The following is a 23,994-nucleotide window of genomic DNA, read 5'->3' on the forward strand; positions in this document are numbered from 1 at the left end:
CAACCGCGTAAAAATTAGCGAATCAAAATCCGATTTCTATTTGATATTTTAAACGCTTTCTGCAATTATCAAACTATAAATGTAAGCGCTTACATGATTTAAATGTAAGCGCTTACAAAGAAAAAATCAACTGGAGATCATTGTGAGTTCACCCAATCCACTCAATCAGACTGTGCAGGTCGAGGAAAGCAACACCTCAAACACCCAGTTTGCGCTCGTTGCTTTAACCAGCCTCTTCTTTATGTGGGGCTTTATTACTTGTCTTAATGACATTTTAATCCCTTACCTTAAAGAAGCCTTTACCCTTAATTTCACCCAAGCAATGCTTATTCAGTTTTGCTTTTTTAGTGCTTATTTTATTATCTCGCTGCCTGCCGGGAAGTTGGTCGGTAAAATCGGTTATCAAAAAGGTATCGTCACCGGTTTAGCCATTGCCTGTGTGGGTTGTTTGTTATTTTACCCTGTTGCAACCTCCGGTATTTATGCACTTTTCTTAATGGCCTTATTTGTATTAGCCAGTGGTATTACGATTTTACAGGTGTCTGCAAACCCGTATGTCAGTGCTTTAGGTGACCCTAAAACAGCGCCTTCTCGTTTAACCTTAACCCAAGCGTTTAACTCATTAGGGACCACGGTTGCACCATTATTTGGCGCGGCTTTATTTTTCTCTGCTGATACCGCTAATCAAAGTCATGATGGTACCGCTGTTCAATTACCTTATTTAATTCTCGCAGCATCACTTATGGTGTTGGCGCTTATCTTTTTAGTATTAAAGTTACCTAAAATTACTAATCAAGAAACACCGCAAGTGACCCAAGGCTCTGCGTGGCAGCACAAGCATTTAGTACTCGGGGCTGTCGGTATTTTTGTCTATGTCGGCGCGGAAGTGGCCATTGGCAGTACCTTAATCAATTACATATCAAGTGCCAGTGCAACCCAAATGACTGAGGCTACCGCTGCAAAATACATCGCTTACTATTGGGGTGGAGCAATGGTCGGTCGCTTTATTGGTGCGGCCGTGATGCAAAAAGTCTCTGGCGGGACTGTACTTGCCTTTAATGCGGCACTTGCTATCGTATTCATTGTCGTTTCAATGTTAAGTTCTGGCCCTATCGCGATGTGGACCATGCTCGCTGTCGGTTTATGTAACTCAATTATGTTCCCTACCATTTTCAGCCTAGCTATTAACAACTTAAAAGAGCACACCTCACAAGGGTCGGGCATTTTATGTCTCGCTATCGTAGGTGGTGCTATCATCCCTGTATTCCAAGGTATCGCCGCTGATACCATTGGTCTGACTCTCTCGTTTATTATTCCTGCTGTATGTTACGTATTTATCGTATTCTACGGTGTGAAAGGACATGTGCCATCAACTACTCAAGGACAAAACAATGAATAAACACCTGTTCTCGCTATCTGCACTGTGCTTGGCACTGAGCGGTTGCATGTCTGGCAATGATAATGCCAAAACAACAAACACTAAAAATGATATTTGGCCAAAGATCACAAATCCGGTGAAACCCGACGCCAAACTTGAAACTAAAATTGATGCATTGTTAGCGCAAATGACACTCGAACAAAAAATTGCGCAAATGATCCAGCCCGAAATCCGAAATATCACAGTTGAAGATATGCGCCGTTATGGTTTCGGTTCTTACTTAAATGGCGGTGGCTCATTTCCAAATGGCGATAAGCATGCCACACCTGAAGATTGGATAAAACTGGCTAACGATATGTACATGGCGTCAATTGATGATTCTCTTGATGGCTCAACCATTCCTACCATGTGGGGAACTGATGCGGTTCACGGACATAATAATGTGATTGGGGCAACGTTATTTCCACATAATATTGGTTTAGGGGCAGCAAATAATCCAGAGTTAATGGAACAAATCGCCGCAATTACAGCTAAAGAAGTAATGGTAACTGGCATTGATTGGGTATTTGCACCAACAGTTGCAGTTGTGCAAGACGACCGCTGGGGACGCACCTATGAAAGTTACTCAGAAGACCCTTCGCTCGTTCGCAATTATGCTGCTTCAGTGGTTAAAGGCCTGCAAGGTGAAGTCGGTAAAGACTTTTTAGGCGATGAGCGTGTTATAAGTACAGTAAAACACTTTGTTGGGGATGGCGGTACAGTAGATGGTGATGACCAAGGCAATAACCTATCGTCTGAACAGGATTTATTTGATATTCATGCTCAAGGCTATGTGGGCGGCTTAAATGTGGGCGCACAGTCAGTGATGGCCTCATTTAACAGCTGGCATGGCGAGAAAGTACACGGCAGTAAATACTTACTCAATGACGTATTGAAAGTGAAAATGGGATTCGATGGTTTTATAGTCGGTGACTGGAATGGCCATGGCCAAGTAGCAGGATGTAGCAATGAAAGTTGTGCGCAATCGATTAATGCTGGTCTTGATATTTTTATGGTGCCTTCTGACTGGAAAGCTTTGATGGAAAATACCATCGCTCAAGTAAAGACAGGTGAAATTTCGCAATCGCGTATTGATGATGCAGTGCGCCGCATTTTACGCGTTAAATTACGCGCTGGTTTGTTTGATAAACCACGCCCGAAAGATAGAGCGCTTTCTGGTAAAACAGAATTAATCGGCCAAGCATCACACCGTGAAGTAGCTGCACAGGCCGTGCGAGAGTCACTGGTATTACTGAAAAACAACCAACAATTATTACCTTTATCACCTAAGCAGCGCATTTTAGTGGCAGGTGATGCCGCAGACAATATTGGTAAACAATCGGGTGGTTGGACAATCACTTGGCAGGGCACTAATAATCAAAATAGTGATTTCCCAGGCGGGTCGTCAATTCTTGATGGTCTGCGTTCACAAGTTAATAGCGCGGGTGGCATACTCGATTACAGCCTTGATGGCAGTTTTTCAGAAAAGCCTGATGTCGCAATTGTGGTATTCGGCGAGGAACCTTATGCTGAAGGTCATGGTGACCGTGCAACCCTTGAATACCAAGCTGGGGATAAACGCGACCTTGCCTTACTAAACAAATTAAAAGCCGAAAATATCCCCGTTGTTGCCGTATTTATTAGTGGTCGACCAATGTGGGTTAATGCTGAGTTAAATGCCTCAACAGCGTTTGTTGCCGCTTGGTTACCGGGTTCTGAAGGCGCGGCAATTGCCGACCTGCTGCTGCGTAAGGCAGATAACAGCGTTAATGTTGATTTTAAAGGTAAACTGCCATTTAGTTGGCCTATCAAGCCAAATCAACATGTCGACTTTTATAATAAAAATAGTGAACAACCATTATTTGAATATGGTTATGGCTTAACCACAACCTCAAACACAATTGTACCAAACGATTTACCTGAGCAATTCGAACGCAAAGCCGGCGATGTAAAGAGTGTGTCTATTCTTGAAGGTGAAGTGAAAAAGCCTTGGCAGGCATGGTTATTCTCAGGTGATAACAGTGAACAAATTATGTCGAGCACCTTGAGCCTTGAAGGCATCAATTACCGAACAATTGATAAGGTTATTCAAGAGGATGCACGCAAAATTTCAATTACTGGTGAGCACGCTGCAGGTCTTCGCTTTGCAAGTAAGAGTTATTTCAGAGAAGATCTCAGCAATTTAGTTTCAGACACAGCACAGCTTACCTTTGATGTGAAAGTAGACAGCAAGAAAGCCAAAGATGTATGGCTAACCATGAACTGTGAAGGTACCGCCGATAAACCAGGAAGTTGTCATAGCAAAATGGATATCAGCCACTTAATCAATGCAAAAGCAGACGGTCAATGGCATACACTTTCTGTTGATTTAGCCTGTTTTACGCAACAAGGCATCAAGTTTAATCAACTGGTTGTGCCGTTTGAAATTGGTTCATCGCAGGCACTTGAACTGTCACTCGCCAATATTAAAATTAGTCAATCAGACACACCCGCAATGCACATGTGTCAATAAACACCTTCCTAAATAAAAAGCCCCATCAAATCAATGGGGCTTTTTATTTACTAATCACATTTACAAAGCACTCAATTTCAAACATAGCTCCTTGGTTTTCCACTTGCCGACTGGTTATTTCACCATTAAGAATCTGAGTGACTAAGTTATAAACAATATGCATGCCTAAACCACTGCCGCCTTGATTACGTTTAGTGGTCACAAAGGGTTCAAACATACGTTCACGCACCTCTTCGGATACACCTTTGCCATCATCTTGGTAAACCACTACCAACTTGCCGTTATTAAGCGTCACAGAAATAGCTATATTGCCTTTTTTCTGGCCATCAAAACCATGTGTAACCGAATTTTGAATAAGATTCGACATCACTTGATACCAAGCACCAGGATATGTTTCTACCAATAATGTCTCTGAGCAGGCAATTGAAACTGTAATATCTTTTCCTTTCGTTAAAGGCGCTAACGATGTGCGCAGCTGTTCAAGGTATTCTAGGACCTGCACTTCACGCATTTGCTCTGAGGATTGATCAACCGCGACTTGCTTAAAGTTTGCAATTAATGCCTCTGCTCGTTCTAAATTACGCTGTACAAGCTGGTAGGCTTCTCTTTGCTTTTGCATTTCATTGACTAACGTCGCTTGGTTAAGTGTTTTATTCGCCAACTGTGACTCGATAAGTGAAATACTTTCTTGATTAGACGAAACACCTGTTATCGCAATACCTAAGGGCGTATTTATTTCATGGGCAACGCCTGCTACTAGGTTGCCCAGTGATGCCATTTTTTCACTTTCGATGAGGTCTTGCTGCATTTTTTCAAGCTCATCTAATGTTTGCAGCAACTGCTGGTTATTTTGTTCAAGTTGTAACGTGCGCTCTTGCACTTTTTCTTCTAATGAGTGATTGAGTTTTTCAAGTGCCAACTCATTTTCTTTAAGTTGCTTAATATCTTGTATCCCACCAGCAATACGCTGGGCAATACCTGCACTATTCCTGCTTACGACTTTTCCACGATCGCGCACCCACCGAAAGCCACCACTTTTATCCTTCATGCGAATAGCAATTTCGTAACTTTCAATCTCACCCGAAATACAACGCTCTAGTTTGTCTTCCAATAAAAGACAGTCTTTGGGGTGAACATAATGATTCAGTTCATCTAGTAGTACTTCATCTTTTTGTGAACCAAAATCAAGGTGACTACTGACACTAAAGCGGTGAATTGTATTATTCGCAATATCCCAATCCCACAAATCATCACCGCTCGCCCACAAGCTCAACTCAAACCGTTCTGTGAGCTGTTTCATTTTATTGTTGTCTTTGAGTACCTGTCGGAAACGTTTGACCCGAGAGTAAATAACCAACGAGCTGATAAGTAACGCTAAGATCACATAACTCAATTTAGCAAGATTAGAGGCCCACCAAGGCGGCACTATTGTCAGTTCAAGTTGATGCGCATCAGACGCATTGTTAAATCGGTCAACTAAATATGCTTCAATAATATAACTACCTGGGGATAGGTTGATCAGATCTATCTGGTTTCGACCTTGTTCAAGCTTGATCCACTTTTCACTTAACCCCAATACTCGGTAATACAAATGCGAGAGTTTGTCTGAGGCCAGGCTTGAAGAAGAATACGCCAGCGATAAGATATTTTGATCTGCTTTTAATACTAGCGACTTCGTTAACTCAGGTACTGTTGTTAACTCAGTAGAGTTAATTGGCGCTAACTCTTTTTCAAGCACATTAATAGCACTAAGCTGTACGCTCGGTTTATTACCCGCTTTTTCTATCGCGCTTGGATAAAATTGGTTAAACCCATTTGCTCCACCGATAAATAAACGTCCACTTTTTGTTTTCAATACGGCATTAAAATTGAACTCATTTGATTGTATGCCATCATTTCGCAAGTAATTTCGAATACGAAAGTCTGTGCTGTCTATCGCGCTTAACCCACCACTGGTGCCAACCCAAAAGTGTCCGTCATCATCCTTTACTAACGCCCAAATAGCGTTATTTGCTAATCCATGTTTGCGTTCAACAATCCGCGCCAAAGTCATATCTTGATTAACAATACTTAACCCTTTATCTGTGGCAGCCCAAATGCGTTGTTGCGCGTCTTGCTCAATCATAAACACTAAGTTTGAACTTAAGCCTTGTGCTTGGTTAATCGAAACCAATGATTGGCCATCATATCGAAATAACCCAAGCCCTATACTTCCAAACCATAAATCATTGCCATCAGTATATAAACCCGTAGCATGTGAGGGCGCATTTTCATTATTGGGTATAAAGTGACTAAACGTATTTGTTTTTGAATTGAAGGTGATTAACCCTTGGGTGCGAGAACTAAAGACCAGTTGCCCTTTATAACTAATCACAGAATTAAAACTCGTGACTTCATTTCCAGCAATGTTTGGCTTGACCAGCCAAGTGCTCTTCGTTTGTAAATCAAGCTTAGCTAAGCCCGCCCCCCGACTGGTAACCCACAACACATTATCTTGAATAAATAAATCGGTAATAAACGTGTTGTTAAATTTTTCAAGCGATGGGTAAACACTTTCGGCAGCATAGAAGCGTTTGTCTTTATAAAGATAAATTCCTTTTGACGTGCCTATCCAAAGTGCACCCTGTGCATCAATCGCGAAGCTTCTGACGTCATAAAACTCACTTACTCTAGCAGTTTTTTGAAAATTATATACATGACCAAACGCACTGCTTAACTCACGAAAATGATATAGTCCTTGCGTTTCTGTGCCAAGCCAAACATCCCCTTCTTGGCTTTTAAAAATGGCCAGTGTGGTATTTTCAGACAACCCTTTTTGATTGCTTACTTGACGCTTAAAATGATGATCTATTTCCCCTTGATAGGAGATTTGGAATGCCCCTTGACTGGAGGCAATCAAGACCTTATTGGCCTGCAAACTAACTTGAAATATCTCAGCCATTTCAGTAATTGGTAAAGCTTCGCACCAACGCGCTTTGAGCGGCATTAATTGATAAAAGCAGAGTTTATTTTGATTATCTAACACCGCGAGAGCGTTGTTAGATATAGCCATATTCTTAAAGTTACCGGGTAGCAAGAGTGTGTAGTCGTTTTCATCTAATGGTTTTACCAAAACACCTTTTGCTGTATTGGCAAACCATTTATTTCTATCTTTATATATTGCTTTTAATGTGTCGGATGTAAAAAGCTCATTACCGGCTATTACGTGAGATGACGCATCTAGAATAAATAGCCCTCTGTTTTCTGTAGAAATAATTAATACATCGTCATTACATGATAATGTTTTAATGCGCTCAACGGATTGGTTATGCTGAGTAATTGGGATGTATTCAAATTCGCTGGTACTAATATGGTAACGAGATAACCCCGTTTGCGTGCCTATCCATAGAGAATCTCCCTGTGCACATAAGGCAGTAATAAACCCTCCTGCAAGATTCAAGGCATTAGGTTGCGCCGGAAAAAAATGTTTAAATCGCTTTCCATCAAAACGATTAAGGCCAGACTGGGTGCCAAGCCAAATATAGCCAAATTTATCTTGCGTAATTGCGGTTACAGAGGCTTGGCTAAGGCCATTATCAAAGTTGTACTGCTGCATCACCTGTGCGATGTCATCAAATACAAAAGTGTCATGATTTTTCGCCATCAAAGGTTTTGACGATATGGCCAATAATAACAAAACACTCACCCAAAACATGCGGAGAGATAAGTGATGTTCTTTGCAGCGTGTAAAACGCTCGATTACCATTTTTTGCATTAATTAATAATGGTTAGCGTTATAAAATCCGTCAAATTTTGGCCAAAAAAAAGCCGCATCGAAATGCGGCTTGCTGACAACAAAGAAGCGTTAATTAAACGAGTAACGCATACCAAAGATATAACGTGGACCATACTGACGAGCAAATAAAAATTGCTCTTCGTAACGACCATAACCTTGCTCGGTTTCGTTATTCAAATTAATGCCATCTAGGAACACTGTAAAGTTCTCGTTAATATCGTAATTAACACTAACGTCAATTTGGCCGTATTCTTTGGCAAATTGCGGTGGCGCATCTGACGAGCCTTGAGCCTGGCCAACACCAATTAAGTAAGCGTCACGCCACGCATAGGTAAGTTTTACAGACAGACCATCTTTTTCATAAAACGCTTGAAAGTTTGCCGAATCACTCAAGCCTGTAAGTGGTGCTTGTTGTACTAAACTGTTCACATCAAATTCAACATCACCATCCACAAATGTGGCATTCACACCTAGGCCAAAGCCGGTGTCACCAATTAAGTGTTGAACGGCAAGCTCAATACCATCGACAGATTTACTGTCCGTATTTGTTGGCTGGCTAATATTCCAAACAATCAGAGGATCACCTGCTGCTGGCTCAATTTTACCGTCAGCATTTCCGTGCCCATTCGCTAACATCTGTTCAAAAATAGCCGTACTTGTCGCTTGTTCACCACGCGCCTCAATATCCGCAATGGCTTGCAAATAACGTGGGCCATTATAAATATCGTTTAGGCCATCGATGGTTGTTTCAGTGATGGTGGTTTGAATAAAGTTATCAACGTCTTTTTTAAAGTACCCAACCGATGCATAACTTCCCTCGGCGTAATAGTACTCAAGTGATAAGTCTAAATTGGTCGATTCAAACGGCAACAGACTTGTATTACCTTGCGAGCCAGTTCGAGCGCCAGGTTTTGGACTGCCACTTAGCATACGAACGCCCGCTAAGTTGCCAAGCGGTGCACGAGACATGGTTTTACCCCATGAGAAACGGGTTACGAGATCATCAGTTAAGTCGACGCGTAGATCCATCATTGGCAGCCAGATATCATAGCCTCCTGTTTGCTCCAGGAAGTTATCCGTGCCGCCCGCTTCATATTGCATAATCCACTCAGACGCACTTTCCCAGTTGACCTGTTTTTCGACCCTCTGGCGAACATTACTAGTAACGTCAGTATCTTCATAACGTACGCCTACAATTAGTTGCGCGTCGTAGTCGGCAATCGTAAATTCCCAATCAGTTTGAAGGTAAAATGCCATGGTCTCTTCAGTAACAGCACCTTCGCCATCAATACCATCGAAGTAAGGGTCAATAGAGTAAACATCGCCCCCCATAATATCTTCTGTTAGAAAAGCTAATTGGCGGGCTACAGCCTCATCAAAGTCGTAGCTATAGTAATAATGAGGGTTTAAGTCGCTCCCACCACCGCTAAACGCATCCAGTAAGTCACTGGTATCATGACGCGTAAACATGCTATCTGGGAAAATCTCAGTAAATGACGGATTAAAACCAGGGCCACCACGCAGACCACTCCATGCATTCGAACCACTCATGGTTTGATCCGTGAATGTACCGCCAAATTTAACCGTCACTAACGGGATATCAAACGCGTCGTTATACCAAGTGGTATGTAGTTGCAATTGTTCAATTTCAGATTTGCCCGGAGAGTGAATGAACTGGCTAAAGTTAGAATCAATTTCACCTGGCATAAGCTCGTTTGAACCATTACGCCAATTAATCATCGCATGCGGGATCTCTCCCGTACGATAATCATAAATCTTATTAACCAGCTGATCAGAACCTAAAATAACCTGACCGGAACTGCCAAGGCCTTTATCTTTGCCGTTGTCAGTCTCATTACTTGAATCGTGGTAATCAAGTTCCACTTTCCAATCATCGTTTATTTGCCAAACAAGATTCAAACCGATTGACTGCGAATCCACTTCTGTTGTGTCTTTGCTCGCAGTAAAGGAACCATCATTGCCGCTAATGTCAGCGAAAACAGCGGTGCCATTTTCGTCTAGTTCATAGCTATTGATATTGCCACCAAATTCATTCCAAATACCCCAACCAGCCACTTCAGTTGCCGTAATTGCATTGGTATAAGTGTAATCAAGCGTCGCAACAAGGCCATCAATTGGCTCGTATTGGAAGGTGACTTGTGCATTGGTACGCTCACGCTCAACGTCAGCAATGCTATAGTTCATGTCTTTAGGAAAGAAATGATTACCAATGCGGTTACCATCGCCATCGATTGCTCTTGGGTCAACAAATGTACCTTCTTCTAAGGTTGGTAAATCCACATTTGCTTGCCAACCTTGAATATTCGCTTCTTGGCGTTGAAAATCGCGCTCTTGACGAGAGAATGATACTCCAAAGCCAAATCGGTCATCGAAGAATGTATTACTGTAAATACCTGAAACTTCAGGAGTAACATCATCCCCTTTTTCATTCGAAGTATCGTAAATACCTTTGACGGTTGCACTGGCTTGCTGTCCAGGGCGTTGAAATGGTTTTGCAGTTACAATGTTTACCGTTGCACCTAAACCACCTGTTGGTTTTTCAGCGCGCGCTGTTTTATACACTTCGAGAGTGCTCACCCCTTCCGCCGCGAGGTTTTCAAGTTTATATGAGCGCGAATTACCCGTACCAGGCATTTGTCGGCCATTGAGTGTCACTAAGTTAAAACTTGGCCCAAATCCGCGTACTGTTATTTCACTGCCCTCACCGTTGGCACGGCTTACCGATACACCGGTTATACGTTGTAGCGATTCCGCAAGGTTAGTATCAGGAAATTTACCCATTTCCTCAGCGCTGATCGCATCCATCACACCAAATGCTTCGCGTTTGATATCCATAGCGCGGATCAGACTCCCTCTAATCCCTTTTACTTCAATTACTTCGACGTCTTTTTCAGTACTTGCTGTCAAGTCCTCTTGCTCTGCATGTATTGGCGTCGCAAGACTTGTACCTAATAAGCCAGCCACTAACATTGCTACTTGGCTTTTTTTATAGCTTTTTGTTTTCATAATCTTTCTACTTATCTTGTTTTGACTTTAGGCAAGCGAAACGCTTGCCACCAATAAACGTTAAGGGTTTGCAATGACTGCATTATCAATGCGATACACCGCACCTTCGCCAGTTCCCCATGCAGGAAACACCATCACTACATCAATCGCGCTGATATCAAGGCCACGACTAAAGAGCTCTTGCATTGTGAAAGTATAAGTTTGCCATTCACCTGTGCGCGGAGTTTCACCTTCAACACTGGCTGAAAGTGGTAACTCAACAGCCGTTGATGCATCACCAGATTCAATTTTAAAGAGCCACTGGCTATCTGGATTAATTGGCATATCGACTACTTTCATTTCAAAACGTACAACGCCTGTTTCTAGTAAGTTTGAAGCATCAAAATAAACACCATCATCGGCGAAGAAACCCATTACTGTAGGTTGCGAACCAATGACATACTGTGCAACAGTGCCATGCGCTTCATCATCTTGCTCTTCAGTTGGTGTTGACCCACCACAACAATCCCAAATACTCCAGTTATCAGCAACCGTATTCATAAATAGCGTAAGTTCATCAGAGGCTGGTTTTTCAGCGCTTGGATCGTAAATCTTGGCGTTATCTACACGGTAAGTTGCGCCTTCACCTGTGCCCCAAGCTGGGAAAATCATCACAACATCAATGGCGCTTACATCAAGGCCTTTTGACACTAAGCTTTGAATTGGGAATGTAAAGGTTTGCCATTGACCTGTGGTAGGCGCAACGCCTTCGATTGATTCAGTAATCGGTAATTCAACAGCTGTTGCAGCATTATCTGATTCTAATTTGATTAGCCAAGACGAATCTGGGTTTAAAGGCGCATCAACTACTTTCATTTCAAAGCTCAACACCCCATTCTCAATAATAGATGTAGCATCAAATGGCTTATCGCTACCGCCATTCGCAGAGCGTGTAATAAAGCCCATTACCGTAGGACTTGCACCAATTTTAAATTCAGCGACTAAGCCATGTGCATCGTCATCAAGCTCTTCAGTCGGTGTTGAACCACCACAACAGTCCCACATTGGCCAATCTGGATTTTCGCCATCAGCAAATAAAACTAACTCTGGTGATGTGCTTGGTGCGCCAATTTGTACCTCATCAACAAGGTATTCGGCACCTTCACCTGTACCCCAAGCAGGGAAAATCATTACCACGTCAAGCGCACTGATATCTAGACCAGCTTCTGCTAATACGCTGATTGGGAAAGTGTAGTCTTGCCACTGACCAACGACAGGATCAACACCCTCAACACTGGTATTGAGTGCAACTTCATATGCAGTACTTGCGCCAACACTTTCAATTTTGAATAGCCAAGAAGAATCAGGATTACTCGGAGCACTCACCACTTTCATTTTGAAACTAACAGTACCATTATCAATAATGCCTGATGCATCAAATGGTGATGCCTTGCCGTTGGCGTCGGTAATAAACTCTTCACGTGAGATAAATCCATTTACCGTAGGCTGATTGCCCACCGTAAACTGCATCACATCACCGCGCTCTTCGTCACTAACAATTGTCGGCGTTGAACCACCGCAACAGTCCCATGCAGGCCAGTTTGGATTAAGCGTTCCATCGAAAATATTAACATTGGTATCACCACCACCTACTGGTGGTAATGTTGGCGTTGGCGCTGCACCTTCAACTAGCGCATCGTCAAGTTTATCGTAACCAGGGCGAACTGTTTCACACCCTTTACCGGTATCAGGGTTCGAGGCACATTCGTAAACACGCACGTAATCGATTGCAAATGTATTGCCATTTGCAAATGCAGCTTCATCAATGCCTAATTCATTTACATTTTCAGGCCAATTGCCACCAACAGCAAAGTTCAGGATCATATAAAATTGCTGATCATAAGGCGCCGTTGTCCAAAAGGTTTTAAGCTCACCGGTTACCTGATCAAAATACTCAGTAAACCAGCCTTTATGTGCCAGTCCAACTGCTTCATCTTTACTGTTATAACGTACCTCAGATTTACGCTGAGTTGCATAAAGATAGTTATCAACATACCAACGAATTTCACCTTCTTGCCATTCAATCGCATAATCATGAAAATCATCAGCTGGGTTTGCACCGTCTGGCAACAAATAGGCCTTGCCTGAACTAGCGTTATTAGGCCATTCTCGACCGTAGTGAAGTGTGCCATAAACATTTGCTTCAGGTTGACCATCAACAGTACTGGCTTTTAAATTAACAGATTCAACAATGTCAATTTCACCTGAACGAGGCCAACCACCGTAAACTTCGTCAGTAGGCATCATCCAAAACGCTGGCCATGCACCTTGTCCCGCAGGCAACTTGGCGCGCATTTCAAAACGACCATATTTGAAATCAGCTTTGTAACGCGTATTTAAACGCGCTGATGTGTAGGGCTTTTCACTGCCTTCGGGAGCGGGTTTCGCAACAATATGTAATAACCCATCAGCCACAAATGAGTTTTCGTCGCTGTCGGTATAACATTGCTTTTCGTTATTACCACCACCGGCACAATTAACTTCATGACGCCACTTGTTGGCATCAATACTTGTGCCATCAAATTCGTCACTCCAAACCATTACCCAGTCACTAACTGGTTGAGTTGGGTCAACCTTAGTAAGATCTGTATCCGTATTGGTACTACCACCACAGCCTGATAAGGCTAATGCTGACAATCCCACTGCATAGGAAGCTATGTTTCTCGCTGCGTGTGTCATGTTTTCCGCCCCGATAGAGGATTAATGTTTATTTTTAATATAGTTAGTTGTCGTACATTTTGTAAAAAACCAAATGTAAGCGCTTTCATTTTTGAACAAAAATAAAAGCACGGAAATGTAAGCGCTTTCATTTAAATTAAGTCACGCAGTAAAAAAGATCAAATATTTTTTACAATTTAGTTAAAAGCGGTACTAGCAGGTTTAACAATGCATAGCAGAAAATTAAAAGAAAAACGGGGGCGTCGATTTGGCTTAGAATAACTATTTACCTCTTAAGTAATACTTCATCAAAACACGTTAAGTTTATATTTTTCAGTAGATTAAAAATTATAATTTTATGCAAACGTATGTAACGCTGTTAACTTGACTCAATATTGTATACTTTAGCGTTTTAATATTAACAACTACAAAAAATTGACAACATATTAAAGGAAATAACATTGAGCTCACCTAACCCAATTAATCAAACCGCTCAGGTTGATGTTGGCAACACCTCAAACACCCAGTTTGCGCTCGTTGCTTTAACCAGCCTCTTCTTTATGTGGGGCTTTATTACTTGTCTTAATGACATTTTAATCCCTTACCTTAAAGAAGCCTTTACCCTTAATTTCACCCAAGCAATGCTTATTCAGTTTTGCTTTTTTAGTGCTTATTTTATTATCTCGCTGCCTGCCGGGAAGTTGGTCGGTAAAATCGGTTATCAAAAAGGTATCGTCACCGGTTTAGCCATTGCCTGTGTGGGTTGTTTGTTATTTTACCCTGTTGCAACCTCCGGTATTTATGCACTTTTCTTAATGGCCTTATTTGTATTAGCCAGTGGTATTACGATTTTACAGGTGTCTGCAAACCCGTATGTCAGTGCTTTAGGTGACCCTAAAACAGCGCCTTCTCGTTTAACCTTAACCCAAGCGTTTAACTCATTAGGGACCACGGTTGCACCATTATTTGGCGCGGCTTTATTTTTCTCTGCTGATACCGCTAATCAAAGTCATGATGGTACCGCTGTTCAATTACCTTATTTAATTCTCGCAGCATCACTTATGGTGTTGGCGCTTATCTTTTTAGTATTAAAGTTACCTAAAATTACTAATCAAGAAACACCGCAAGTGACCCAAGGCTCTGCGTGGCAGCACAAGCATTTAGTACTCGGGGCTGTCGGTATTTTTGTCTATGTCGGCGCGGAAGTGGCCATTGGCAGTACCTTAATCAATTACATATCAAGTGCCAGTGCAACCCAAATGACTGAGGCTACCGCTGCAAAATACATCGCTTACTATTGGGGTGGAGCAATGGTCGGTCGCTTTATTGGTGCGGCCGTGATGCAAAAAGTCTCTGGCGGGACTGTACTTGCCTTTAATGCGGCACTTGCTATCGTATTCATTGTCGTTTCAATGTTAAGTTCTGGCCCTATCGCGATGTGGACCATGCTCGCTGTCGGTTTATGTAACTCAATTATGTTCCCTACCATTTTCAGCCTAGCTATTAACAACTTAAAAGAGCACACCTCACAAGGGTCGGGCATTTTATGTCTCGCTATCGTAGGCGGTGCTATCATCCCAGTATTCCAAGGTATCGCCGCTGATACCATTGGTCTGACTCTTTCGTTTATTATTCCTGCTGTATGTTACGTATTTATCGTATTCTACGGTGTGAAAGGGCATAAAACAGACGCTTAAGCGCACCATAACCCAATTTAAAAAGGCCACATAATGTGGCCTTTTTTTGTTGATTAAACTTTCTGAAGAGCCCCGTTAATACTTTAAAAATATACATTTTTTTAAACAAATCGTTATCACAAAGAAGAAAAAGCTCCATTGTTGTCTAGACTTTAGTGGAAACTAGATTTGTACAATGGACAGTATTAATGAAAGTAAAACTATCCCGCGAACAGCAAGAAAATAATCAAAAAGGCTTCACCTTAATCGAAATCATGTTAGTGGTGTCAATAATTGGGATCCTAGCATTAATTGCCCTGCCAAATTATCAAGGCTATGTTAATGAATCAAAAGCTGCCTCTTTGTTATACCGAGTTCATTCTATCGGCCTTGCCTACCAAGATGTAATAGCAACAGCCCCTGAAGCGCTCGCAACACCGGCCACACTTTCCAGTGCAAAGTTTGGTGCAGCACCTGCCTATTTGCCTGGGTTAAAAAATCAATTCACCGAAGAGTTTGATATTGAGTTTTCATCACAGCTCGTCAATCACTCAGGCTACTTTAAATATACAGGTCATGAAGCATTTCCCGTTTTATTTCTCAAAGCCAATAGCAAAAATGGTATAGCTGTCTTAAATGCATTCGATCATGTTACAAAATTACAGCACTCTTTTGTCACGCCCAATATTATGATTATTGCATTAGCAACGCCATATGAAAGCCACCAAACGAGTGGGCAAAGTGTTATAGCAAGCACAAGTCAATCTCAGCAAGGGACAACGTCTCACCCCACTGAAGGTAATCACAACTCTCCTTGTAATCCTGGATTTTATCTATGGCCTGCGAAACCTGGGCAACAATATGGCACATGTCATTCATCGCCCCCACCAAGTACAGCAAATAACAATGGTGCAGGGAACAATGGCGGTCACGGAAGCTCGTCTAGCCAAACGAGTTCTGTCACAGCAAATAATGGAAATATTGATAGTCATAGCAACACGCATGTTCAAGCTGGCTCTGGCAGCAGCAACAGCCATAGTACCGATACTGGTAGCCACGCGAGTTCTAGTTCATCAAGTAGTAGTGGCCAATCAAACGCTGGATCGCATTTAAATTGGCCACCAGGATGGGCCAAGCACCCTGATAAACATCAAGGACAGCATCATGGTCATCACTAAAAGATTGGGGAAATAAAATGGATTCTACAAATAAACGTTGGAAAGAAAATATTGCTGAAGCAATGAATGAAACTCAAAATAATCGACCTTCTAAGGCAAATACAACAATTATGCTACCCAGCTGGACTAGTTATGCAGTGTGCATTTTATTTGGATTTTTACTTGCTAAAACACTTGTCACTGGGGTGCAAACACACCATAAGAACCTCGATAGAGATTATCAAACTGGCGGTTCTGTTGCTTTGTTGATGGTAGCTGAAGACGTAGAACATTATAAATTAACCTACGGCAAACTGCCTGATGACCTGCCAAGTCCTATTGCAGCCGTGATAGATGTTTCATACGAGAAAATTAGCAATGATCATTTTCGTTTAACGATGCCTCATGGTAATTCCAATATTATCTTTGATGCCAAGGACGATAAAATTTACATGGACTAATTATGACTGAAAATAATGACATACATAGAAGTAATCAAACCTTTCAGTGGCTGCATCGCTTTTGTCTTGAAAATGCTAAAGGTCAAGAAATTAGCAACTTTTCTGACACTAGTTGCCCCGTTTCAGCATGGCAGAGCGCAGAACAGTTACTCGATGTTGATGCTAACACATTAACAAAAATGATCGCCGAACATTTTGATTTAACCATTGCTGAGAGTCCACAAAATATATCTGAAAAGCTACTACATTACGTACCGCTAAAAGTAGCGAAAGAGTATAGTATTTTCCCGCTTAGTTTAACTGATGGTCAACTCGTTGTAGCATCGCCCCATCCGTTCGATGCAGACATGGAATCAATGGTTGAGTTTTTAACAACCATTCCTGTTATATCTCAATTAGCGCACCCTGAGACCATTACAAAATGGACAGAGTTATATTATGAAGACGAGGCATTGTCTCAAAATGATATTGTTATCAAGTCTAATCAAACTAATACACTATCAACTCAAACAGACTCTATTTCTGCTAATTCAGCAATCGTAAAAATTGTTTCTGAAATGCTCTTGGAAGCATTTATCTTAAAAGCCAGTGACATCCACATTGAACCTTTTCATGGTGGCGGCATAGTTCGCTACCGCATTGATGGCATGTTACGGGTGATATCAGAGCTGCCAGTACAAGTATTTATTCCGATTATTCAGCGTATAAAAGCGATTGCTCGACTCAATTTAGCTAAAAAGATGATCCCTCAAGATGGCAGTGTAAACTTAGAGCTTAAAGGTCAAGATGTTGATTTACGTGTATCGACTCTACCGGTGAAAGGCGGTGAAAAAGTTGTAATCCGCCTTTTGATCAAAGCTGCGGTAAATCAACTCGACGAGATTGGCTTACAAGATAAAGAGCTCCAAACCTTCAAAAATTTATTGCAAAGCAGCGAGGGGATCTTTGTTATCACGGGTCCAACTGGATCGGGGAAAACCAGTACCCTTTATGCTGCTTTAAAAGAAATAAATGGCCCCGAAAAATGCCTAGTTACCGTTGAAGACCCTGTCGAGTATGAAATTGAAGGAATAGCCCAAGTTAATATCAACCCAGATCAAAACCTGACCTTTTCCGGCGCTTTAAGAAGCATTTTACGTCAAGACCCCGATGTCATATTGATGGGCGAAATTCGTGATGAAGAAACAGCCGAAATTACATTTAGAGCCGCGATTACTGGCCACTTTGTTATGACCACCTTACATACGAGTGACGCAATTACAACCATTCCTAGATTAATTGGCCTGGGAGTTTCTCGCCCAATTATTGCTGACTCTTTGAAAGGGGTCGCTGCGCAAAGGTTAGTGAGAAAGCTTTGTTCAAATTGCAGGAAAGAAGGCTCTTCAGCAAAGGATAAACACAGCGAACGCCTTAAACATATTTTTCCAAAACTAAATATGATGACAGCTGTGGGGTGCGAAAAGTGTGATCAAACAGGCTATAAAGGGCGCATGCCATTATTTGAAATCATTACAATGGATCATCAGCTAGCGGATGCAATAAGAAATGGTGAAAGTTCCAGTATGTTAAGAAAAATAGCGACTGATAGTGGCGCCAGAAACTTGCATCAAGTCGCTATTGATGCGATTTCAAAAGGGCTCACTTCAGCCGAAGAAATTAACAGAGTATTAGGTGACTCTTTTTGGAAAGCATGTTCTGAAAAGCCTTAAACACTATTGCATTTTTTAATCACAACAAAAAATTGACGATTTATGGGCTTATTGCCTATTGAAGCGACATAAAGATAATTTAATTTATCGGCTTTTAAAGGCAAACACGAAGATTTTAACGCTCTTGGATGGTTTGGTTTAAAAAATGCATACAAAGCGCAGTATGCATTAACAGATTTTAAAGTTACCACCATGAACAAACAAGCAAACATAGTCTATGTATTGAGCGGTTACGCAAAATGCGCAACATCAAACAACGAGAAGTACAAACTTGGTAATAAACACTCTATCGGCCTTTTGACAACCGACAAAAATTATCAAGAAAACCTCAAACAACTCAAACGTTTTGTTAAAGAACTCGGTTGGGAGTCCATTATGTTTTGTATGGTAGAAGAAGTGGGTGATGTAAATACATTGTCAAACAACGTTTTAATTTCTAGCTTTATTCGCGCCCAAGAAAACGGCCAATCGCTCGTCGTAAATGATCAGCCAATTACCGTACACTAATCTAACTGTGCTCTTAAGTTTAGGTGCTCGCAGGGCTCCACCAGCGAGCTTCCAATTGCCTCACTGCGTAGTTCCATTAAATATTAAATTTGAAAACAATACCTCCCCCCTGAAGCCCCCTTGCTTAACACTTAAAAGTCATCGGCGGTCGAATTGACCTTTTCTAAATTTAAATACATAGCTACATTTATCTAATAAAAGGTTGTTAAGAACTGCTTCGCATTTCTACATGCTCTAGAGAGATTATCGTGAAATTAGATGAAATATATAAAGTTGTATATATCAGTCACTCAACAATTTCGGATGATGTGTTGAGTAATGAGCTTGCGAATATTGAACAAATCGCATCAAGCAATAACAACCATAACGAAATATCTGGCTGTCTTGTTTACTGTAATCATATGTTTATTCAAGCTTTAGAGGGGCCTAAGTCGGATGTTTTAAATCTAATTGAATCAATTAAAGAAGATCAAAGACATTCTGGGTTAACACTTATTTATGCAGAAAACATTAAACAAAGAAGCTACAAAAGCTGGCGTCAAATGAAAGTCATTTCAGATGAGTCACTGCTAAGTAAATTTAGTAAGTCGCTAGAGGGGTTGGCATCTTTGCCTCTCAATACCTTACCTCCTTCAAAAATTGATGAAATTATATTTCATATGTCTGCCTTTGGTGAATTGTAGGTCTCATATGTTAGAAGCGAAATTGAATATTGATAATACCTACGTCAGGGTTGATGGAGTAGACACTCAGAAATGGCAAAAGCTCGTTGATATGCTTGCAGAACTTTTCAATGCTGCAAGTGCGGATATTGTCGAGTATAAAGGTGACCATTTTAATGTTTTAACGACCAGTGATAATGATGAAAATTTTCTTGAGCCAGGAAGTGGTTGGAGTTGGAATACAAAGACTTTTTGCAAGTACATAGTGGAAAAAAAACAATCCATTTATGTTCGAGATGCGCAAAACGATCAACATTGGAAAGATGCACCATTTGTGGTAGCTGGCAGTGTTTGCTCATATTTTGGCGAACCCATTCTCTGGCCGAATGGCGATGTGTTCGGTTCTTTTTGTGTCATTGATAACAAACCAACAAATTATTCAAACAAACTAAAAAAAGTATTATCACAGTTAAAATACATCATTGAGAGCGACCTTCAACATTGTTGTACGATGCAAGAATTAGCGCTTGTGACGGCTGAAAAAAATAACTCACTGCAGCAAGTTGCACATGAAAAAGAAAAAAGAGATGAAGTCCAACATCAACTTTACTCTCAAGAGGCTATTGTTTCTGCAACACTTAATGTTTTAGTAGATGCTGTTATAAGAATAGATGAACGAGGCACTATTTTAGCGATTAACTCGCAAACTGAATTAATGTTTGGCTTTTGTGAAAAAGAACTTATAGGACAGAACGTTAATTGTTTAATGCCTAAAGCCTACAAAGAAAACCATGATAGCTATATCAGCAATCACTTACACTCTGGCATTAAAAAGATTATTGGGACAGGTAGAGATGTAGAAGCGCAACGAAAAGATGGCTCAATTTTTCCCATACGTTTATCTGTTTCCAAAATTGAAATCGAAGGCGGTATACAGTTCATCGGTCTCATTGAAGATATTACCGAGAAAGTTGAATATGAAAATAAACTGAGGGAATTTGCGCTATACGACAGTTTAACCAAGTGTGCCAATCGAAATTTGTTGGCACAGCGTTTTGAGTATTTTATCGCTTCAGCCAGACGCAATAACAAAGAATTTACCATAGGCTATATAGATTTAAATAAGTTTAAACCTCTCAATGATACCTATGGTCACAAGTGCGGCGATGATGTGTTGGTTGAAGTGGGCAAACGCTTAAGGGGATATATTAGGGATACAGATTTAGTTGCCAGAGTCGGTGGTGATGAATTTGTTATTTTGTTTGCAGACCCAGTAACTGAACCCCGCGCTAGTCAAATGTTAAAAGACTGTATTGAACTCCCGATTCAATATAACTCACAAGAGCTGCATATCAGTGCGAGTGTGGGGTTTTCCACTTATCCTGAGGATGGTACTTCGATGGATGCACTTCTGGAAAAGGCAGATAAAAGAATGTATCTCAATAAAGATGAAAACTGACTAGTGCTACCCTTGCTTCATTTAAAGGAGACACGTTGCTATTTTTTCCCCATGTCAGCCATTAAACTTTCATTTCCAACCGTCTTCCATTAAGAAGAACCCTGACTATGTTTGCTTCCAATAAACTCTGCGCGATATTTTTGATTTGTACGGATATAAAAAATAGCGTCTTGGTTTCCAACATTCGTTATTTCGTGTTTAAAAGCACCGATTGACTCAAGGTAACTACCAGCAGTCAGCTCTATCGTTCGCTGCTCTGAGGAACTGTAATTAACTCTTCCTGAAACGAGTACTGCTCTAAACTCACTGGCTTCTGTCAGTATTGCTCCTTTGAAGTTCGTAGGAATTTTAAGCATTGAACCACCCAAATCTGAAGTACTTCCCCACAAATAACTCGACTCAGCACCTTCGACGTTAATATTCTTCAAGTCTTTCTCACCTAACCAAACGATATTATTTGTGTGAAGGTTTAGAGCGCGCTCGCCACTATCAAAAGCTTCTTTTGATGGCTTAACCAAATAAGGTCCAGAATCAATCTCTAGATAAATCAAGTTTGTTTCAGCATCTGAAGCGGTAATATGGTTTTCACCCGCGGGTTGAGTCCAAAATGAACCTTGCGGCATCCACATTTTATCAGCGTCAGGGCTAGCGTTGTGTAGTAGACCATCTATAACTACGCCTCTATAAGAAACATTGTGAATATGAGGTGGAGACTGAAACCCTTTTTTAAATCGAACAAGCATTCCAGTTGCTGTGTTCTGAGCTCTATCTCCCCAGAGGTTGGCTGCGCCCGGGCTTAAAGCGCCTCTTAAAGGGTTTAGGTAACCCCATTCAATATTTTCAGGTGTAATCACCTTTGATACTTTGTCTTTCGCAAATGCAACCCCTGATTGAAGGGCAAATGCAGAAAGACACAAATAAAGAGCTACAAACCGTTTCATTTGGAATACCTTAGAGAATGAGAGCGGCTTCTAGTATATGGCTTAATTTATTATTAATTAACGTAAAAATGGCAGAATCTTTTTCAATAGAAAATTGATAATAGCGGAATGCGGGAAATAAATTTGTAGTTTGGTATTTCTTTCTCTAAGAGGTGAATGGGGCTAAATGTAGTTTCAGTGATTTAATATTACACATTGGTTAGTGGGTAGCCGCAAACCTTATTGCTCAAAAGTTATACTAACCAACATTATTGCGCCCACTTTATGTGTTTATAGACGCAAAGGATTGAACATGAAATCAGGCTTACAACAAATCAAATAAGCCGTAATAAAAGGTTAATCGATTTTTTTAACATATGAACTTTCACTGTCCATAACAGAATAAATGAGTAGTAAGCGACTAGGATAAAAGGATTTTGAAGCAGAATCATACCGCCTCGCTCTTTCAAACACTTTATAAATTAAGCAGCTACACTAAATATTATCTTCAGCAAGCTTATAGTTTGATCAAATTTAATTTCGTAGTGATGTAACTGTGATTTACACAATTGTTCTATGGTGTCTTTTAAAACGAAGTTAAGTTCGCCATTTTGTTCAAACCAAGTGTGCTTCATGATGTCTTGCAAATGGGGAAAGCCTGTCATTTCGGCACAAATTTGGACATCAATGAAAGTGCTCTCGTTATTTATTTCAGCGCTGAACTCAATGTTGCTCTCATAGCGGCTATCCAAAATAATTGACCGCATCAAAAACATAAATAGGCTAGCAAAAAGTGTCGGATTAACGTTTACGTGTTCTTCGCCAGATAACTGGCTGACAAAACTAATCTTTCGCTGCTTCAATTGATTACTGAATAACTCATTTGCTTTTTCAATAAGTTGAGATACCGAAAGTAATTCTTTTTCTGAATGTTGAAGTGTTTTTAAGTCTTTTAAGCTTGAAGTAAGTACTGACTTGTAAGATTCTATTTTTTCTGCACGTTGATGTATTTCATTGCTCAATTGATGGGCCAAACTAGACTTTTTTGCCGTTGCTTTAATTTGCTGGCTTAGGCTTGAAATTTGCGCTGCTTCTGATTGTATTGACTCAAGCACATTATTTTCAAACTCTTTCGCTTCGTGCACTTCTGAAGCTGCTTGCATGACTGTGTCTTTGGTATGCAGCAAGGCTTTTTTCAAATTGATAATTAAATCTGCTCTTGTGGCTAAATCCACCAGCGAATGACGCGTATCAATAAAGTGTTTAAACCCTCGTTTACGTAACTCATTGCTTTCTATTGGTATCGGTTGTTCACTTATCAAAATAACGTCGAGTTGGCCCGAGTGACACATTTTGAGGAGCTTTGATTGCAATGATGTTTGAGCCAATAATAAATCATGTTCAATCACTAATAAATCGAGTGTTTTGTCGGTTTCAGCAGACATCAAAGCCGCATCTATGGTTTGAAAATGTGCCCTCGTAAAGCTTTTCAACTGAGGCAAAACCAAATCCATTAAACTGCTATTTTTAAAACATAACCCTATCTTAGTATTAAATGTTTCTCTTATTTTTGGCTTAAAGAAATTACCATTATTCGTACTCTTTTTATGCTGAAGTGCAAGTTTAATTTTTTGCTCAAACATATTCACTGAAAATGGCTTTACAATGTATTCGCTAACCCCCATTGCAATCGCCTGCTTTACCAAGTTGTGTTCAATAATGCCTGAAACAATAATAAACGGAGTATCTGACCCTTGAGATGCTTGTCTCACTTGTTTTAATAACGCTAAGGTATCGTACTTATCTGGGTACCAGTCACAAATAATTAAATCGGGTGGAATTTTTTTAAAGTGGCGCCAAGCATCTTCAACCCGCTTATAAAGATGAATATTTGAGAAATTTAACTCATGTAAGATAGATAATAATACCCCATTCATCTCTGGCATTTGCTCAAGAAGGAGTATGGTTAATTCATTCTCTTTCATTTATGCGCCTTACTGTGTAACGCTTGAGAG

Annotated in this window: 14 protein-coding genes; 9 read left to right on the forward strand and 5 right to left on the reverse strand. The window is 40.8% G+C overall.

What is annotated here, in order from left to right; all coding sequences use genetic code 11:
- Positions 1-139: 139 nt before the first annotated feature.
- Both OM33_RS21265 and OM33_RS21270 read left to right on the forward strand, forming a co-directional pair.
- Positions 140-1,399, forward strand: coding sequence for a sugar MFS transporter (locus OM33_RS21265; RefSeq protein WP_081991247.1), 1,260 nt, complete (start codon positions 140-142; stop codon positions 1,397-1,399).
- Positions 1,392-3,929 carry a glycoside hydrolase family 3 protein gene (locus tag OM33_RS21270; RefSeq protein WP_040136626.1) on the forward strand — a complete coding sequence of 846 codons (2,538 nt, stop codon included), beginning with the start codon at positions 1,392-1,394 and terminating at the stop codon, positions 3,927-3,929. The genes OM33_RS21265 and OM33_RS21270 overlap by 8 nt, the downstream gene beginning before the upstream one ends.
- Before the next feature lie 43 nt (positions 3,930-3,972).
- Here the strand turns inward: OM33_RS21270 and OM33_RS21275 are convergent, their stop codons facing one another.
- The 3 genes from OM33_RS21275 to OM33_RS21285 form a co-directional block, all read right to left on the reverse strand.
- Positions 3,973-7,605 (reverse strand): sensor histidine kinase, encoded by a 3,633-nt coding sequence (locus OM33_RS21275; RefSeq protein WP_199922578.1) that lies wholly within the window; start codon positions 7,603-7,605, stop codon positions 3,973-3,975.
- A 168-nt stretch (positions 7,606-7,773) separates the two neighbouring features.
- The gene (locus tag OM33_RS21280) at positions 7,774-10,731 is read right to left on the reverse strand and encodes a TonB-dependent receptor (protein ID WP_040136628.1); all 2,958 of its coding nucleotides are present in this window, start codon (positions 10,729-10,731) and stop codon (positions 7,774-7,776) included.
- Between the two features lie 60 nt (positions 10,732-10,791).
- Complete coding sequence (locus OM33_RS21285) at positions 10,792-13,449, reverse strand: glycoside hydrolase family 16 protein (protein WP_040136630.1); 2,658 nt, start codon at positions 13,447-13,449, stop codon at positions 10,792-10,794.
- Positions 13,450-13,889: 440 nt separating this feature from the next.
- On the opposite strand from OM33_RS21285, the gene OM33_RS21290 reads away from it, so the two are divergent.
- From OM33_RS21290 to OM33_RS21325, 7 genes are all read left to right on the forward strand, one after another.
- Complete coding sequence (locus tag OM33_RS21290; protein ID WP_040136632.1) at positions 13,890-15,125, forward strand: sugar MFS transporter; 1,236 nt, start codon at positions 13,890-13,892, stop codon at positions 15,123-15,125.
- Positions 15,126-15,313: 188 nt separating this feature from the next.
- Positions 15,314-16,282, forward strand: a complete 969-nt coding sequence (locus OM33_RS23090; protein ID WP_052141243.1) for a type IV pilin protein — start codon at positions 15,314-15,316, stop codon at positions 16,280-16,282.
- Positions 16,283-16,299: 17 nt separating this feature from the next.
- Positions 16,300-16,722, forward strand: a complete 423-nt coding sequence (locus OM33_RS21300; protein ID WP_040136634.1) for a hypothetical protein — start codon at positions 16,300-16,302, stop codon at positions 16,720-16,722.
- A gap of 2 nt (positions 16,723-16,724) precedes the next feature.
- Positions 16,725-18,431, forward strand: coding sequence for a GspE/PulE family protein (locus OM33_RS21305; protein ID WP_052141244.1), 1,707 nt, complete (start codon positions 16,725-16,727; stop codon positions 18,429-18,431).
- 192 nt (positions 18,432-18,623) lie between these two features.
- Positions 18,624-18,938, forward strand: a complete 315-nt coding sequence (locus tag OM33_RS21315; RefSeq protein WP_040136638.1) for a hypothetical protein — start codon at positions 18,624-18,626, stop codon at positions 18,936-18,938.
- A gap of 248 nt (positions 18,939-19,186) precedes the next feature.
- Positions 19,187-19,621 carry a BLUF domain-containing protein gene (locus OM33_RS21320; RefSeq protein ID WP_040136640.1) on the forward strand — a complete coding sequence of 145 codons (435 nt, stop codon included), beginning with the start codon at positions 19,187-19,189 and terminating at the stop codon, positions 19,619-19,621.
- Positions 19,622-19,628: 7 nt separating this feature from the next.
- Positions 19,629-21,059: a sensor domain-containing diguanylate cyclase gene (locus tag OM33_RS21325; protein WP_040136642.1), complete on the forward strand. Its 1,431-nt coding sequence runs from the start codon at positions 19,629-19,631 to the stop codon at positions 21,057-21,059.
- Between the two features lie 89 nt (positions 21,060-21,148).
- Here OM33_RS21325 and OM33_RS21330 read toward each other — a convergent pair whose 3' ends face one another.
- Both OM33_RS21330 and OM33_RS21335 read right to left on the reverse strand, forming a co-directional pair.
- Complete coding sequence (locus OM33_RS21330) at positions 21,149-22,000, reverse strand: DUF4437 domain-containing protein (RefSeq protein WP_052141245.1); 852 nt, start codon at positions 21,998-22,000, stop codon at positions 21,149-21,151.
- 461 nt (positions 22,001-22,461) lie between these two features.
- Positions 22,462-23,964 carry a response regulator gene (locus tag OM33_RS21335; protein ID WP_040136644.1) on the reverse strand — a complete coding sequence of 501 codons (1,503 nt, stop codon included), beginning with the start codon at positions 23,962-23,964 and terminating at the stop codon, positions 22,462-22,464.
- Positions 23,965-23,994 lie beyond the last annotated feature (30 nt).

The organism is Pseudoalteromonas piratica, assembly GCF_000788395.1.
In the GTDB taxonomy this organism is placed as follows: Bacteria; Pseudomonadota; Gammaproteobacteria; order Enterobacterales; family Alteromonadaceae; genus Pseudoalteromonas; species Pseudoalteromonas piratica.